The organism is Ruminococcus flavefaciens (assembly GCF_900108555.1).
GTDB lineage: Bacteria > Bacillota > Clostridia > Oscillospirales > Ruminococcaceae > Ruminococcus > Ruminococcus flavefaciens_P.
The window spans coordinates 275,176-290,150 of record NZ_FNWV01000001.1 but is presented as its reverse complement, the minus strand read 5'-3'; the positions used below and the strand labels follow the sequence as shown (position 1 = coordinate 290,150).

The following is a 14,975-nucleotide window of genomic DNA, read 5'->3' as shown; positions in this document are numbered from 1 at the left end:
ACAGATGTTAAAGGAGATCTATATACAAAATCTTGCTGTTATCAAGGAAGCGGTCATTCCACTTGACAGCAGGCTGAACATATTCACAGGTGAAACAGGAGCAGGTAAATCCATACTCATAAATGGCATAAATGCTGTTCTCGGACAAAGATGCACAAAGGACATAGTGCGTACAGGCTGCGAAAAGGCTGTAATTACCGCATTGTTCACAGACCTTTCCAATGAGGTCTGCGAAAAGCTTGACGAGCTTGGCATATCACACGATGATGAAGAGATAACTGTAACGCGAGAGATAAGCGCAGACGGCGGAAGCGTATCGAGGATCAATCAGCGAACAGCTCCTGCCGCACTTCTCAAAGAGATAGGCTCCATGCTTATAAATATCCACGGACAGCATGATAACCAGATACTTCTTGACAGCGAGAAGCATTTGCAGATACTTGATGATTTCGGTGGAGATGATACACTTTTAAACGAATACAGGGTGACATTCCGCGAATTGCAGCAGACTGCGCGAAAGCTTGGCGAGCTTAAAAAGCTTGAACAGACACGTATCGAGCGCAGCAGACAGCTCAACGAGATCATAGACGATATAGGTGAGCTTGAACTCCGTGACGGCGAAGATGACGAGCTTGAAAAGGAGTATGAGACTGCCAAGAATTCGGAAAAGACCATAATAGCCATAAAGAGTGCGGTAAACGCATTGACAGGTGAAGAAGCAGCATCGGATATGATAGTTTCGGCAGAGACCGAGATAGCAGGCTTTACCGATGCAAACGAGACTCTGAACAGCCTTTACGAAAGACTTTCGGCAGCAGAGATAGAGCTTGCAGACATAGCTTCCGAGCTTGAAAGCCTTGCAGACAAGGTGGAGCTTGACGGACAGCGTCTGGAGTACCTCGGTACAAGGCTCAATTCCATAAATAAGCTGAAGCGTAAGTACGCAACAGACTGCGAAGGGCTCGTAAAGCTTTACGATGATGCCTGCCGCGAGATAATGCAGTTTGAAAGCTCGGATACCGAGATAAAGGAGCTCATTTCAAAGCGTGAGGAGCTTCTTCACAAGGTAACGGAGCAGGCAAAGGCACTTTATGAATACCGCGAAACAGTTGCAAAGCGTTTCACGGAGCGTGTTACGGCAGAGCTTGAATTTCTCAATATGGCAGGCGTGATAATAGCAGTTCGCCACGAAAAGGGCAAGCTCACAGTAAATGGTATGGACTCGGTGGAGTTTCTGATTTCCGCCAACAAGGGCGAAGAACCCAAGCCCATATCCAAGATAGCATCGGGCGGTGAGCTTTCGAGAATAATGCTTGCACTTAAAAGCGTAATTGCTGACAAGGACTTTATCCCCACTATGATATTCGACGAGATAGATACAGGCGTAAGCGGTAAAGCAGCGCAGAAAATAGGCATTAAGCTGAGAGAGATAGGCAAAGTCAGACAGGTAATATGTGTTACGCACTTGTCTCAGATAGCAGTCATGGCGGACAATCACCTGCTTATCGAAAAGCAGATAGTGGGCGACCGCACAGAGACTCACGTTATGCAGCTCGATATGGACGGAAGAGTATCTGAGATAGCTCGAATAATGGGCGGTGACGATCCAAGCGCACTTATGCTTGACAACGCCCGCGCCGAGATACAAAAAGCGTCTGAATTATAACGTGCTGTTCATATAGTAAGGGTATGTTATTGAGGGAGCCCCTTTTGAAAAAGGGTCCTCCCTCAAACTCCCTCCCTAAAACTTCCATTTTTGTTTTTCCACCGATAGGGCACTCTGAGAAAATAAAAGATTTATAGTATACTGAGTGTGCCCTATCGGTGGAAAAACCAGATAAAAGTCTTTGGAAAGGGGTACGGGGAAGAACCTTTCCTCAGAAAGGTTTGCCCCGTCAATTACATAGACCTTCAATATGAACAACACGATCAATGGAGGCATAGGTATTGAAGATATATTCCACGCGGCACGGACAGACCGCGTACAACAAGCAGGAGATAATTCTGGGAACTACTGATATCGACCTTGATGAAACAGGCGAAAAGCAGGCGCAGGAGCTTGCTGAGAAGATAAATGAGCTCGGGAATATCGACATTATGATAGTATCGCCGATGAAGCGCGCTATGAAAACTGCGAGAGCAGTTGCCGAAAAATGCGGCATAGATATGGTCATCGACGAACGTCTCAGAGAATGGGATTACGGTGAATACGAAGGCAAGAGTAGATTTACGGAAGGCTTTGCCGAAAACAAAATAAACTTTGGGGTACGAATGGGAAAGAGTGGCGAATCACTTCTTCAGCTTTCCCACAGGGTCTATACGGCACTTGACGACATAATAAGCAGGTACAGAGACAAGAACGTGCTTATAGTAAGTCATGGCGGAATATGCCGAGTAATAGAGACCTATTTCAATGATATGACAACAGATGAGTTTGCAAACTGGTTCATGGACAACTGCGGACTTATCGAATATAACGTAAACTGAGCGGAGTGATGTTATGAGAATTGGCGTAGATTATTATCCCGAACAATGGAACAGAGAGCTTTGGAAAATAGATGCAGATCTTATGGCAAAGACAGGCGTAAAGTTTGTCCGTATAGGTGAATTTGCATGGTCAAAGCTTGAGCCGCGCGATGGCGAATTCTGCTTTGAATGGCTTGATGAAGCCATAAGTATTTTTGCACGCCATTCTATCGGAGTAATAATGTGTACGCCGACCAGCTGTCCTCCCTTGTGGATGTATGAGACTTATCCCGACATTGCACGTGTGGGAGCAGACGGCAACAGGATACAGACGGGCATAAGAGCGCACAGATGCATAAATGCGCCCATGTTTCTGTATTATGCCAAGCGCATAACCGATCTGCTGGCTAAGAGATATGCCAATTCCCGTGCGATCGTTGCATGGCAGATAGATAACGAGATAGAAGCATATCCATGTACCTGCGAGGTGTGCCGTGGACTTTTCAGAGACTGGCTCCTTGACAAGCATGATACTCTTGAAAATATCAATGCCGCATTCGGAAATACGGTCTGGAGCGGAGAATACAGCGATATATCACAGATACAGCCGCCTAATGCATATCCAAAGGCATGGCAGAACCCTGCCCTTTGTCTTGAATACAGCAGATTTTCATCGGACATGGCGATCAAGTTCATAAATGAAATGGCAATGATGATAAAGCGTGTAAATCCAAACGCCAAAGTGACCACTAACGTTTGGTTCAGTCAGAATACTCCTGATTTTTACAAGCTTTTCGACCTGCTGGACTTCGTATCCTACGACAATTATCCGCCTGTACTTATCCCAGAGGAGGAGGGGGAGATATATTCTCATTCCTTCCAGCTTGACCTCATGCGCGGAGTCAAGCAGAGCAACTTCTGGGTAATGGAGCAGCTCAGCGGACCAACAGGCAGCTGGATGCCAATGAGCCCCACGCCGCGTCCGGGGCAGATAAAGGGCTATGCTTTGCAGGCTATGGCACACGGAGCAGATACGGTCATGCATTTCCGCTGGCGAACAGCTAACACAGGTGCAGAGATGTACTGGCACGGACTTATCGACCACAGCAACGTTTTAGGCCGCAGATTTAAGGAATTCGCAGAACTTTGCCGTACTGCGGCAAAGCTCAGTGTAATTGAGACTACGCAGATAGTATCCGAGATAGCTATACTTTATTCGCCCGATAACGACTGGGCATTTGGTATACAGCCCCAGACTGAGGGTTATGACTATCTTGAACAGCTGAAACTCCTTCACGCATCATTTACACGTTACGGAGCAAATGTGGATATTATCTCACCAAGCTCCGATCTGACCAGATATAAGGCAGTCATAGCACCTGCAATGTACATCTATGAAAAAGAAGCTACCGAGAATATATACAGATACGTTATCAAGGGCGGAACTATTGTAATGACCAACCGCAGCGGCGTAAAGGATCAGAACAACAACTGTATCATGGAACCTCTGCCAACAGTTTACAGGGAGCTTATCGGTGCGGAAATAACTGAATATGATCCCATAGGGCCGCTTGAACAGACCATAGAGGACTTTTCTGGAAGCCAGTTCACCTGTACAGCATGGTGCGATATCATTGAGCTTACAACAGCCCGTGCATATGCTGAGTATAAGGATACTTTCTATGACGGTACGCCTGCTGTCACCATGAATCGTTATTGCAGTGGTGTAGCATACTACATCGGAACATTATGTGATTACAAATTCTACGACAGCTTTGCTGCAAACATTATGAAGCAGACAGGTATACCGCGTTTAATGGAGCTCCCGCGCGGAGTAGAGGTAACTACACGCACTAATGGAACAGATGATTATATATTCTTCTTCAACAATACAGAAAAGGAAGTGCATATAACACTTCCGAAGGCAATGTATAGTATTATCGACGGCGGAGACAGAGAGAAACTCTGCCTGAAACCTTTTGATATGGATATAGTAAGGAAGTAAGCACAGATGAGGATAGTATTACAGCGAGTTACCAGAGCAAGCGTAACAGTAGACGGTGAAGTAATCGGAAAGATAGATACTGGATTTCTTCTCCTTTTCGGAGTAGGTCACGAAGATACTGAGGAGGACTGCCGCAGACTTGGCGATAAGATATGCGGACTCAGGATATTCTCCGATGAAAACGACAAGATAAATCTTGACCTTGAAAAAGTAGGCGGCGAGCTTCTGGTAGTTCCTCAGTTTACTTTATATGCCGACTGCCGCAAGGGGAACAGACCGAATTTTACACAGGCTGCCAAGCCCGAAAAAGCCAATGCATTGTATGAATATTTTGTGGAGTATCTCCGTAGCAAGGGCAAGCACGTCGAAACAGGTTCATTCGGAGCTGACATGAAGGTGGAGCTCCTCAATGACGGACCGTTTACTGTCATACTTGAATAACGGTAAACTTAGTTGTTTTTATTGAGAAAGCGGCTGCTTTTTCAAGCAAACACTGCTTGACAATAACATGATGATATGATATAATATAAAAAATATTAAAAAAGAGGTGTCAGGATGAAAAAATGATCTGCTTTTGAACACATGAATAGTTATGCGGCAGTGTGGCGTATGCTGTACTGTCTTATCATGTTGCCAAAAGTGGATTATGTTCTCATAACCTCTTTTTTGTGTATATATATCACAGTATAGGTGTATTGTGATGTCTATTCCCTCCGACCATGAGGTTATAAGTATGTAATGGAACTGTTTGGCAGCAAATGGTTCTGTTTTTTTGCATACAGGACCGTGGAAGGAGGAATTTTTATGTCACAGATAAGAGTTAATGAATTAACATTTTATTATGAGGGAAGCTTCGATAATATATTCGAGAATGTATCCTTTTCCATTGATACAAACTGGAAACTTGGTTTCATAGGCAGAAACGGAAAGGGAAAAACAACGTTTCTTGATCTTCTTATTGGGAAATACCGGTATAACGGCAGTATCACGGCTTCTGTCAGATTTGAGTATTTTCCGTATCATATCAGTGAAAATCAGAAAGAAATGACAGGCTCTGAGCTTATATACGAACTCAGGAATGAGTGCGAGGAATGGCGCGTAATATGCGAGCTTGAAAAGCTTGGTGAATCTGCGGATATACTTTACAGAAGCTTTGGTACGCTCAGTCTCGGTGAACAGACAAAGGTACTGCTTGCGGTACTTTTCTCGGGCGAGAATGAGTTCCTGCTGATAGATGAGCCTACAAATCATCTTGATCATGAAGCTCGTGAAAAGGTGAAGGAATATTTGTCGGGCAAGAAAGGGTTTATACTTGTATCACACGACCGTGATCTTTTGGACACCTGCATCGACCATGTACTCGTGCTTAACCGTAAAAGCATAGAGGTGCAGAGCGGTAACTTTTCAGTATGGTGGGAGAACAAACAACGCAGGGACAGCTTTGCAATGGCTGAAAACGAGAAACACAAAAAAGAGATACGCAAGCTTAGGCAGGCTGCGCAAAAAACTTCCGATTGGGCTGATAAGAACGAGCGCACAAAGATAGGCTTTGATCCAATAAAGGAAAATGACCGCTGCATCTCCACAAGATCGTTTATCGGTGCAAAGACTAAGAAAATGCAGAGCAGAGTAAAAAACATAGAAAAGCGTATCGACCGTCAGATCGAAGAAAAAGAAGGACTTCTCAGTGATATCGAGAGAATGAAGCAGCTCAAGCTTGAAAAGCTTACACATTACAGGAAAAATCTCGTAAGCATTGCGGATTACAGCCTTAAATACGATAATTCCGAGACAGCAGTCCTTGACAGTATAAGCTTGAATATATGCGGCGGTGAGCGTGTAGCACTTCATGGCAGCAACGGCTGCGGAAAATCAACGCTGATAAAAGCTATACTTAATAAAGCAGGGTATAATGTCCCTTTTGGCAATGTACATGAAAGCGGTACCTGTGATATCGCTTCGGGACTTGTAATATCCTATATTGACCAGAATACAAGCGGACTTTGCGGCAGTATCGAAAAATACTGCGAGGAACATAGTCTTGACAGGAGTATGTTCAGTACTATACTTCGGGATCTTGATCTTGACCGTGTGCAGCTGTCAAAGGATATCTCGGAGTATTCCGAGGGACAGAAAAAGAAAGTACTTATTGCGGCAAGTCTGCTCACACCGGCACATATTTATATATGGGATGAACCTTTGAACTATATTGACGTGTTTTCACGAATGCAGCTTGAGAAACTGCTTCTGGAATATGAGCCTACTATGCTTTTTGTAGAGCACGATGCAAGATTTCGTGAAAAAATCGCAACACGCACAATAGAGCTGTAAAACAAAACCGCAGGATATAAATCCTGCGGTTTGCTTTTACATCTGTGCGTTGAAGAGAGCTGCAAGCTCATAAACAACGTCGTCATTATCGGCGTCTATATATACGGCTTCATTTATTGAAGAAAGATCCTTCAGAGATTCGATATCCTCATTGTAACCGATAGTATAGATCGGTATACCGTAGTAATCAACGATATCTGCTGCTGTTTTGTAATCATATCCCTCGTTGCACTGTCCGTCGCTCAAAAGGAATATCATAGCCTTTGCATCGGGAACTGTCTGCTTGTACTGGTTTATAAGATCAACGCCAACAAGGAGAGCGTCATATGTTGCGGTATTTCCGCCTGTTCTCATTCTTTCAACAGCACCTGCAAAGTAGGACTGCTGTTCAAGTGTGAACTGTGAAATAGGAAGCTCCAATGAAACGTTATCGCTGTATGAAAGAAGTCCGACATAGTTGTCAGGCTTTATGTTCTTTGAAGCTTCAAGGAGAGATTCTTTAAGTCTTGCAAGCGGATCGCCGCCCATACTTCCCGAAACATCAGCAATAAAGAGAGCAACTGTAGGTGTGCCCGAGTCTTTTTCTTCCTTCCAGAGACGCTGTGCGCTGATTATATCAGAACCGCTGAGCTTTGAAGTGTTATAGCTAAATGAATTATCGGGATCAAATCCGTATTCTCTTGCATGAGCCTGCGGACCGTCGCTGAGAGCAAATTTAAGGAAAGCAGAAAGAGTTTCCTGCTGATCAGGTGTAAGCTCACCAACACTGTAAAGCGGATTGCTGTGCTTGTAGCCGAATGGTACGAAATCATAGCCGCCCTTTAATACAGGACTGTTGGTATATGCCTGATATTCAACAACGCCTGCCTGGAGAGTTCCGCTCTGCATAGCGTTTACCATCTGGTCTGTAGTATAGCATACAAAAGGGATACCCTTCTGGAGCTGCTGGAACTTTTCAATAGCAGCACTGCTGAGCATATCGCTGCCGTCAAAGTGCTGGAGAGCATTTACGAGGAAGTTAAGACCTGTTGCAGATGTATAAGGATAAGTATATCCCATTTGTAATTCACCTGATACAACGGCATCTACGATAGTTTCAAAGGATACATTGCCGTACTTTGATTTGAGAGTTGATGCAGCTGTACGTGATATTGCAATTCCTGCTACGTTAGAAACGAGAGACTCAGCTTCAAGCTTGAGCTTTGCACCGTTTTCGACAGCAAGTTCACCGAAGAGCTCGTTTGAAGGTGTATAAGCCTGTGGAATGTATACATTATTTGTAATGTAATCGCATGAAGCACCCGAAGCGATACTTCTGACGCTTACTGACATTGACTTGCCGTTTGAAAGGCGGTTGCCCTGTTTGTTGAACTCCTCAGCTACTTCATTGAGCCAGCCGTTGTTGTTCTTGCCTGCTTTTTCAGATGTTGAGAAGATCTCAATGTCTACATCGCCTGTACCCTGTACTGTAAGGGGATACTTTGTATTGATATTAGGCAGGTTAGCTGCGCCTTTGTCTGAGTAATCAACAGTGCCCTTTACTTTTTCGGCATTTGTTACTTTAATGCTTTTAAGGCAGCTTTCGAGTGTCTCTGTAACATTCTTCTGCGAAACAGGTGCTTTTTTTCCTTCTTTCTTTGAAGAGTTGCTGTTGATAACTACGATTATGAGTATCATGGTTACCAGTGCGCCTATAACAGCGATTATAACGGGTGATTTGCTTTTGTTCATTATATATCCTCACTTTCCATTTCCTTTTTATAATCATGTATTGATTCGATTATAAGACTTAAAGATTTTATCTCTGTATTCTTACGTTCACTGTCGGTGAGCTGTGAAACTTCAATAAGTAAATTGGTGTAATCATTAAGTATCTTTTCGTTTCTGCCTGTAAGCATTCTGAGATAATCCTTGTGCATATTCAGTTCACCGTTATGTGAAGCAGACTGGATTATGGCTGTTCTTTTCATAAAAAGAAGCATATTGCTGAGCATTACCGACTGTATGTCCTGATTAACGAGCTCATAGACTCCTGCGCCGTCGCTTATAGTGTTAAGAGTAACAGATTTTTTCTGGAAAGCTTCCCACTGATCTATGAGCCTTGCAGCTTCCTGCCTGCACGGCGCATAATCCTTAAGATCTTTCATTACCTGGAGATAATCCTCAGGCTGATTAAGCGACTCGAAGGTGTGTTCATCAAGTATATATGCACGCTGAAAAGCCTTTCTTCCAAGACTTGCAATTTTAATAAAATAGTAATTACCCCATGACAGAAGTGCAACTGTCGCAATGATCGCTAATATAGATAATACTGCGGAATCAAGCAGATCCGTACATCCGAACAATAATACTGACATGATTGCAACGGTCACGTTGAAAACGATCTGTCCGAAATATTTTTTCAATACTATCCCCCCATCATTATGATCGGTAAAAATACGTTTTATATATTATATATCATATTTGTCAAAATGTCAATTATCACTGTATTCAATTGAAGTATATATATTCCGCAGCAATTATAACTCCATGATTTTTTCATATGGATCTTTCACGAATTATTATATCCTGAGCATATTTTATGATATATCCTTACATCGGTTCACACGAACTCTTTTGCTTTTTGCTTGTGCCTGTGTTTAGGACATAAATGAGCTCATGCGACTGTATAACGTGCTCAAATAAACATATAAAACTATGAACGAATTATATATTCAGATATATTATAGGCGAATAGTATAATATAATAAAAAAGATGTATTGCAGGGAAAACAACATGAAAAAAGCCGACAGCGTGAAAACTGTCGGCTTTTGAAGTTATCTGATCACCACGTTATAGTTGAATGACTGTGGATATAGAATTCTTCCTGACTTGGCTGCCAGCCCTTTTCCTTTGGTGGGAACAGCTTGTCAAATTCCTCTACAGCCTTTTCGTCATCGCACGGCTTGTCCACCTCACTTGGGTGGTAGAACCATTTTCGTCCGTCAAGAGCATCTTCTTTCAGTACCTTTACCAGCAGAGCAGCAGGGAATATATCGCCTTCAAAGCACACATTGTACTTCTTGCAGCTCTTATAGCCTCTTGCAACATAGTTGTCGGGATTACCGAAGTTTATGACAGTGTCATAACCCATTTCTTCTGCAATTTTGAATGTGTGTTCAAGGAGAGCCTTTCCCAATCCCATTCGCTGATACTCGGGGAGTACGCACAGCGGCCCCATAGTGACCACAGGCTTCACATTGCCCTGTTCGTCTGTGAGAGTTGCCTTGCAGTACATAACACTTGCAGCGACCTTGCCGTCAAGCTCGATAACGTAGTCGAGCTCGGGGATAAAGTCTGCATGATCTCTCATAATATGTATGAAGTAATGCTCATTGCAGCCCGGTTTGCTCATGTTCCAGAATGCTTCTCGTGCGAGATTTTCGGTTTCGCGGTAGTCGTTTTTGGTTTCCTTACGAATGATGCAGTCTAATTTATTCATTATTTTTTCCTCCTGAATTAGCTGACAAGACACGGGAGGTTTGTGTGAGACAGTATTCGCAAACCACCCGTTTACGCTGCTATCTCAGTTCTGTTATTATTTTTCAAACAACTTCTCCTTAAAAATAAATTACGAAATACTTTTTATGTATTTCTGAGTACATTATACAATGCATTTCAGGTGTTGTCAATACTTTCATCTGAATTTAGTGCAGTAATACCTGCCTTTGTATTCGTACACCGTACATTTTTTACTGACAAGTTCGTAGTAATTGTTGAACATATATTTTTCGGTCTTTATGATACGTCCGTCGGGCAGCTTGACTTTGTAGGAGTAATATCTCGAACGTGTCCCCAGCTTTGATACATAATCAAAATCTATCAGTTCAGCCGAACTATGCAGCTCTCCGTTTTTTATAATTATGTGACAGCGTATTTTATATATTATCCATGTGATAAGATAATACAGACCTATAACAGTGAATGCCCAGATATATGGTGAACCATGTCTGATAGAGAATAATCCAAGCAGCGAGTTTAAAGGCAGATCACGCTTTTTACAGAGGTATATACAATAAATCAAAGCCAAAGCATCAAAGCTCAGCATGACAAAAAATCCATAAATACGTCCGTCATTGTATGAAGTGAACGGAGACTTTCGCTTTCCTTCACGTTTTTTCATATCATTGCAGTGTTTCCATTAGTTCGGGAAGATCGCTGAATTTTGCAAGTTCTGGAACTGTCTGCTTTATCTTACCGAAGCCGTATGCGGCATGGATAAAATCGATACCAGCCTGCATAGTAGCGTCATAGTCTCCCTGTATATCGCCAACATACCAAGACTTGTCAAGCTTGTTTCGCTTGACAACGAGAGCGATATTGTCTCCTTTGCTTTTGAGGTTATTGCCGTAACATTCGATATCGTCAAAATATTTCCCGAAGCTGTAGTGCTCAAGGAATGTTTCGATATATCCTTTCTGGCAGTTGCTTACGATGTAGAGATGATACTTTTCTTTAAGGCGGATAAAAGTCTTTTCAAGCTGTGGATAAAGGACTCCGCCGTGTTTAAGAAGATAGTCGTTTTCATAATTGCAGCACTGTTCAAGAAGCTCCATGCGTTCTTTCTGAGAAAGGGAACTGAAAAGCTTGTCTGCGATCCTGTCCATAGTAAGTCCCATTACGCCCATAACGTCTTCCTGAGTTATATCTGGGAGATCGTATTCGGACTTGCGTACGATCTCTGTCCACGAAGCAGCAACATTTGCCGAGGAGTCCCAGAGAGTACCGTCCATATCAAAAATTATGCCTTTTTTCATTTTCCTTCCACCATTCTGCTGTATATTTCATCGAGCTGAACTCGGTCAAGTTTGATATCATCAAGTATTGTTATCCTGCCTGTTCTGACAGTGCGAGCCTTATCCCACATATCCGCGAACATATCCTCGGTTATGCCGTAGGACTTTGGATTGATGTCAAGCTTGTATGTTCTGAAAAAGTCAAGAAGTCCCTGTGGAGTCTGTCCCTGGAATATGCAGGCAGGTATGCTTCCGAGTGCTACTGCAAGACCATGTGATATTTTTACATCGGGGTAGTATTCTTCGATAGCGTGGGCGAAAAGGTGTTCGCTTCCGCTGCACGGACGTGAAGAACCTGCTATTTCCATAGCAAGACCGCCCATAACGAGTGCTCTTGAAAGGATACGGATAAACACGCGGTTTTTCATGTCTTTCTCATCGCAGTGATAAACCGAATCGTAGCTCATTCGGCTAAGGGCGTAGGCAAAGTCGTCAACGCGGGAATTGGTCTTTGACGCAGAGAGCTTCCAGTCGAAAAGGGCAGTGTGCTTTGCAATAGTATCACCTATGCCCGATAATGTCTGTCCCTCGGGAGCGTTGATTATCATATTTGTATCGACTATTATTGCAGTAGGTATCTTGCAGGTCAGTGTCTTTCGAGCCTTACCGTAAGTTTCAAGCACAGAAAAAGGAGATGCGAGAGAGTCGTTGCTGAGAGATGTAGGCATACATATATATACAGCCTTGCTGATATGAGCTGCATATTTGGCTGTGTCAAGGACTCTTCCGCCGCCTATGCCGATTATGACCTTTACATCTTCAACGCATACCTTTTTGGCAATTGAAACAGCTTCGTCGAAGCTTGCGCTCTTCATTGCAACTATTTCTGCATTGCCGAAATCACTGCTTATATCCATTATTTTGTCCTTATAGATGCCTATGAGAAATTCCTCGGATATGATGATTGTTTTTTGTCCGATTATATCGGGAATGTATCTCTTTACTATCTCGTCCGAGTGGAAGAATGCGTCCTCTTCAACTGCAAGACAAATTGGAAGATTAAATCTTGTGTGCTGGTTCATATGATTACCCCCTAAAATAATGTTATGACTATTTTACCACATTTCGTAAAAATATGCAATAACAGCACTGAAAAAGGTAATGTGAATATAAAAATCCAAAAAATTTTGCAAAACCCCTTGACAAGATAATATAAATGTGATATTATCATAATAGAATAAACAAAAACATTAACCGAAGAATGTACCGTTAAGCTATATGCGAAAGGTGTAAAATCGAGCAAACTTAAAAAATTATACTTGACCTTGCATCAAAGCTGCGGTATAATTGAGGTATATTACTTTTATCATAGGAGGATATGAGGTTATGAAAAAGTTTTTGATCGTTGTTGATATGCAGAAGGACTTTATCGACGGAGCACTTGGTTCAAAAGAGGCTTGTGCTATTGTATCTGCTGCTGTAAAAAAGATCGCTGATTTCGACGGCGAGATATTTGCAACATATGATACTCATTTTGATGATTATATGGACACGGCAGAGGGTAAAAAGCTTCCTGTGCCTCACTGTATAAAGGGGACTGAGGGCTGGCAGCTGAACAGAGAGATATCTGCTGCTTTGAAAGGAAAAAAGTATACTCCTGTTGAAAAGTATACATTCGGTTCTGTAAAGCTCCCCGAGCTTATAAAAAAGGCAGCAGGAAACGATGAATTCAGCATTGAGCTTATAGGTCTTTGCACTGATATATGCGTTGTGAGCAATACACTCTTATTAAAGGCAAGCTTTCCCGAAGCTCCTATTGCAGTAGATGAAAAGTGCTGTGCAGGCGTAACTCCCGAAAAGCATGATGCTGCAATAGAGACAATGAAAAGCTGTCAGATAGATATTCTTTGATCTGGAAAGGAGAAAGCTATGAAACTCGAACCTATCGTTATTTCACTTCTTGATACAGACCTGTATAAATTCAATATGGATCAGGTCATCTTCCACAAGCACACTGACCTGTGCGGACAGTATTTCTTCAAATGCAGAAATAAGGACGTTGTGTTTACTCCCGAAATGGTTCAGGAGATAAACGAGCAGATAGACCACCTTTGCTCGCTAACTTTCAAAAAGGAGGAGCTTGATTATCTTCGTTCAATACGTTTCATAAAAAATGACTATGTTGAATTTCTCAGGCTCTGGAGACCTATCCGCGACTATGTTACAGCTGAGCTGAAAGACGGTGAGCTGGTTATTGAAGTGGACGGACCGCTTTTCTCGGCTATGCAGTTCGAGATATATCTGCTCGAGATCGTCAATGAGGTATACTTCCGTATGAAGTACGACTATGAGAAGCTGAAAAAGTCGGCTGAGGAGCGTCTTGACGCTAAGATAAAGGCAATGAACGACGGAACTTATACATTCAAGTTTGCTGAATTCGGCTGCCGAAGGAGACTTTCACGGGAGTGGGAGGAAGTTGTTGTAAAGAGATTTGTTACAGAGACTAAAAACTGCGTAGGTACTTCAAATGTTTATCTTGCAATGAAGTATAATGTAACACCTATCGGTACTTATGCACATGAATTCGTGCAGATGTATCAGGGAATTGACTCTATCCCACTTGCTTATACCAACCACTATGCAATGAAGGACTGGTATGACGAGTACGACGGTGATAACGGTACTGCTTTGACAGATACAGTCACTACAGACCTGTTCCTGCTTGATTTCAACCGTTCCATGGTCAATAACTATACAGGTGTCCGCCATGACAGCGGTGATCCCTATGAGTGGGGAGAAAAGATGATCGCTCACTATAAAAAGTACGGCGTTGACCCGAAAACAAAGCTCCTGCTTTTCAGCGACAGCCTTGACTTTGACAGAGCTCAGAAGCTGCATGACTATTTTTGCGACAAGACAAAGGTATCTTTCGGTATAGGTACGTTCTGCTCTAACGATACTGAGGAAAAGGCTCTGAATATCGTTATAAAGCTACAGTATGTAAACGGCAGACCTGTTGCAAAGCTTTCTGATGATATCGGCAAGGCAATGTGCAGAGATGATGATTACCTCGGCTATCTGAAACGTTCTGTTGATTTCAGACTTAAAAGAGAAGCAACTGTAAAAAAATAATGTTTTGTTCAGCCATAGTATTTCCGTGTTATTATCGGTTATACTATGGCATTTTTTATTGACGGATAACGTTAATTCAGCACCGTATGACTTGCTATTTTGTTTCTGCTATGATATAATGAATGCAAAAGCATTCATTATAATTGATTTAAAAGCCCTTGCAGATACGCAAATCAGAGATTTGCTCCCTGCATATCGGGCAATTATATCATAACGCTTCGCTTATATGATATAATATTCGTAAAAGAATACTAATTATTACTTA

At 42.5% G+C, this 14,975-nt stretch carries 13 protein-coding genes; 7 read left to right on the top strand and 6 right to left on the bottom strand.

Translation table 11 applies throughout. The features are described from left to right. Positions 1–4 precede the first annotated feature (4 nt). The 5 genes from recN to abc-f all read left to right on the top strand — a co-directional run bounded on the left by recN (position 5) and on the right by abc-f (position 6,802). On the top strand, positions 5–1,666 hold the full coding sequence (recN, locus tag BLW60_RS01210) for a DNA repair protein RecN (protein ID WP_074714086.1): 1,662 nt from the start codon (positions 5–7) through the stop codon (positions 1,664–1,666). A gap of 281 nt (positions 1,667–1,947) precedes the next feature. Next, positions 1,948–2,487, top strand: a complete 540-nt coding sequence (locus BLW60_RS01205; protein ID WP_074714085.1) for a histidine phosphatase family protein — start codon at positions 1,948–1,950, stop codon at positions 2,485–2,487. Positions 2,488–2,500: 13 nt separating this feature from the next. Next, entirely contained in the window at positions 2,501–4,471 is a 1,971-nt protein-coding gene (locus BLW60_RS01200) for a beta-galactosidase (protein WP_074714084.1), read from the top strand. Positions 4,472–4,477: 6 nt separating this feature from the next. Then, complete coding sequence (dtd, locus tag BLW60_RS01195; protein WP_074714083.1) at positions 4,478–4,912, top strand: D-aminoacyl-tRNA deacylase; 435 nt, start codon at positions 4,478–4,480, stop codon at positions 4,910–4,912. A 363-nt stretch (positions 4,913–5,275) separates the two neighbouring features. Continuing rightward, a complete protein-coding gene (abc-f, locus tag BLW60_RS01190; RefSeq protein WP_074714082.1) occupies positions 5,276–6,802 on the top strand; it encodes a ribosomal protection-like ABC-F family protein in 1,527 nt (508 codons plus the stop codon). A gap of 36 nt (positions 6,803–6,838) precedes the next feature. On the opposite strand, the gene BLW60_RS01185 is transcribed toward abc-f, so the two are convergent. The 6 genes from BLW60_RS01185 to BLW60_RS01160 all read right to left on the bottom strand — a co-directional run bounded on the left by BLW60_RS01185 (position 6,839) and on the right by BLW60_RS01160 (position 12,660). Then, a complete protein-coding gene (locus BLW60_RS01185) occupies positions 6,839–8,533 on the bottom strand; it encodes a vWA domain-containing protein (RefSeq protein ID WP_074714081.1) in 1,695 nt (564 codons plus the stop codon). Further along, complete coding sequence (locus BLW60_RS01180) at positions 8,533–9,207, bottom strand: hypothetical protein (RefSeq protein ID WP_074714080.1); 675 nt, start codon at positions 9,205–9,207, stop codon at positions 8,533–8,535. Before BLW60_RS01180 ends, BLW60_RS01185 begins: the two co-directional genes overlap by 1 nt. Before the next feature lie 420 nt (positions 9,208–9,627). Further along, positions 9,628–10,284 (bottom strand): GNAT family N-acetyltransferase, encoded by a 657-nt coding sequence (locus BLW60_RS01175; protein WP_074714079.1) that lies wholly within the window; start codon positions 10,282–10,284, stop codon positions 9,628–9,630. Positions 10,285–10,479: 195 nt separating this feature from the next. Continuing rightward, the gene (locus tag BLW60_RS01170) at positions 10,480–10,965 is read right to left on the bottom strand and encodes a hypothetical protein (RefSeq protein ID WP_074714078.1); all 486 of its coding nucleotides are present in this window, start codon (positions 10,963–10,965) and stop codon (positions 10,480–10,482) included. 1 nt (position 10,966) lies between these two features. After that, on the bottom strand, positions 10,967–11,599 hold the full coding sequence (locus tag BLW60_RS01165) for an HAD family hydrolase (protein WP_074714077.1): 633 nt from the start codon (positions 11,597–11,599) through the stop codon (positions 10,967–10,969). Next, entirely contained in the window at positions 11,596–12,660 is a 1,065-nt protein-coding gene (locus BLW60_RS01160; protein ID WP_074714076.1) for an iron-containing alcohol dehydrogenase family protein, read from the bottom strand. Before BLW60_RS01160 ends, BLW60_RS01165 begins: the two co-directional genes overlap by 4 nt. A 304-nt stretch (positions 12,661–12,964) precedes the next feature. On the opposite strand from BLW60_RS01160, the gene BLW60_RS01155 reads away from it, so the two are divergent. Then, entirely contained in the window at positions 12,965–13,489 is a 525-nt protein-coding gene (locus BLW60_RS01155) for a cysteine hydrolase family protein (protein WP_074714075.1), read from the top strand. Between the two features lie 18 nt (positions 13,490–13,507). After that, complete coding sequence (gene pncB, locus BLW60_RS01150; protein ID WP_074714074.1) at positions 13,508–14,710, top strand: nicotinate phosphoribosyltransferase; 1,203 nt, start codon at positions 13,508–13,510, stop codon at positions 14,708–14,710. Positions 14,711–14,975 lie beyond the last annotated feature (265 nt).

Coding starts and splice junctions, on each gene's coding strand:
- BLW60_RS01165 (WP_074714077.1), bottom strand. CDS start 11,599: ATGAAAAAAGGCATAATTTTTGATATGGACGGTACTCTCTGGGACTCC.
- BLW60_RS01170 (WP_074714078.1), bottom strand. CDS start 10,965: ATGAAAAAACGTGAAGGAAAGCGAAAGTCTCCGTTCACTTCATACAAT.
- BLW60_RS01185 (WP_074714081.1), bottom strand. CDS start 8,533: ATGAACAAAAGCAAATCACCCGTTATAATCGCTGTTATAGGCGCACTG.
- BLW60_RS01175 (WP_074714079.1), bottom strand. CDS start 10,284: ATGAATAAATTAGACTGCATCATTCGTAAGGAAACCAAAAACGACTAC.
- BLW60_RS01160 (WP_074714076.1), bottom strand. CDS start 12,660: ATGAACCAGCACACAAGATTTAATCTTCCAATTTGTCTTGCAGTTGAA.
- pncB (WP_074714074.1), top strand. CDS start 13,508: ATGAAACTCGAACCTATCGTTATTTCACTTCTTGATACAGACCTGTAT.
- recN (WP_074714086.1), top strand. CDS start 5: ATGTTAAAGGAGATCTATATACAAAATCTTGCTGTTATCAAGGAAGCG.
- abc-f (WP_074714082.1), top strand. CDS start 5,276: ATGTCACAGATAAGAGTTAATGAATTAACATTTTATTATGAGGGAAGC.
- BLW60_RS01155 (WP_074714075.1), top strand. CDS start 12,965: ATGAAAAAGTTTTTGATCGTTGTTGATATGCAGAAGGACTTTATCGAC.
- BLW60_RS01200 (WP_074714084.1), top strand. CDS start 2,501: ATGAGAATTGGCGTAGATTATTATCCCGAACAATGGAACAGAGAGCTT.
- dtd (WP_074714083.1), top strand. CDS start 4,478: ATGAGGATAGTATTACAGCGAGTTACCAGAGCAAGCGTAACAGTAGAC.